This is a genomic window from Microcoleus sp. SVA1B4, assembly GCF_036700545.1.
Classification (GTDB): Bacteria; Cyanobacteriota; Cyanobacteriia; order Cyanobacteriales; family Microcoleaceae; genus Microcoleus.
In genome coordinates this window covers 1-1,181 of the sequence record NZ_JAUBPB010000174.1, presented here as the reverse complement: position 1 = coordinate 1,181, position 1,181 = coordinate 1, and the positions used below count along the sequence as shown (strand labels likewise).

Genomic DNA, 1,181 nt, shown 5'->3' with positions numbered 1-1,181 from the left:
GGGTGCATCTCACTTTGGCGAATATGTCGCAAAAGGGTTAAAATGGAAAAGCTAGTAAAATTGCCAAAAAATATGAGGTAAAGAAAATGACACCCTCAGACCAAGAACAGCTAAAAGCCTACTTAAAAGCGGCAGCATCCATTCTTTACAGAAATACAGATCCAACCGAGTTAGAAAGTTTTGACAGCATAGAAAAATCTCTCCGTCAGAAAATGCTAGAACAAGTGGGACCAGAACTAGGTAGCTTTTTTTTTCAGCAGTATCAGGGATTCAAACAGGAAAATCCAGAAAAATAAAATCAATAGTCGGTTCGCTCGAAATTACAGACAATCAAGCGAAATATTTTGGATTGAAAGCGTATAGTCAATTCAGTCCAATGATGGAAAAATGCTGTCTTTTAATCAGTGCCAACGAATCTTATCAAATGGCAGAAAAAGATTTAGAAATTTTCACGGGGGTCAAAGTCTCTCATAGTACATTACACAGATTAGTCAAACGACAAGAATTTGAATTACCTACATCTAAACAAGGAGTCCAAGAAATTACATTAGATGGCGGGAAAGTCAGGCTACGCAACGAAACCAAAGGCGAGGGGTGTTATTGGAAAGACTATAAAGCCATTTGTTTAGATAATGTTTATTCGGGAGCATTTTTTCAAAATAATCAAGATTTAATTGATTGGACTAATAGCCAAAAATTACTACATCCTATGTATTGTTTAGGAGATGGTCATGCCGGAATTTGGAACATATTTAAAGAAATAGGAGATACTGAACAAAGACAAGAAATCTTAGATTGGTATCATCTGAAAGAAAATATTTACAAGGTAGGAGGTTCGCTAAAACGTTTAAAGTTAGCAGAAAATATGTTGTGGCAAGGTAAAATAGATGAAGTTATCAATCTATTTAAAGAGATGACAAAAAAAGGATTTAAAATATTTTGTAACTATTTAGAGACCCATCGCTGCCGAATAGTCAACTACCAATACTATAAAGAGGAGTCCATAAGTTCGATTGGTTCGGGAACAGTTGAATCAATTATTAAACGAATTGGGTTCAGGGTGAAAATATCAGGAGCGCAATGGAAAATTGAGAGCGTTCCCTCTATCCTTTCTCTTCGCTGTGCTTATCTCAACGGTCAACTTTCAATTTGATGTATTTGCCAAAGTGAGATGCACCCGA

The 1,181-nt window shown here is 36.0% G+C and carries 1 protein-coding gene; it reads left to right on the top strand.

Annotated elements, in window-relative coordinates; all coding sequences use genetic code 11:
- Nucleotides 1-86: 86 nt before the first annotated feature.
- Nucleotides 87-1,153, top strand: a protein-coding gene (locus QT987_RS29780) for an ISKra4 family transposase (RefSeq protein ID WP_333247097.1) whose coding sequence is annotated in 2 segments (ribosomal slippage) — nt 87-255 and nt 255-1,153 — 1,068 coding nt in all. Because the reading frame shifts where the segments join, the coding sequence is not laid out codon by codon here.
- Nucleotides 1,154-1,181 lie beyond the last annotated feature (28 nt).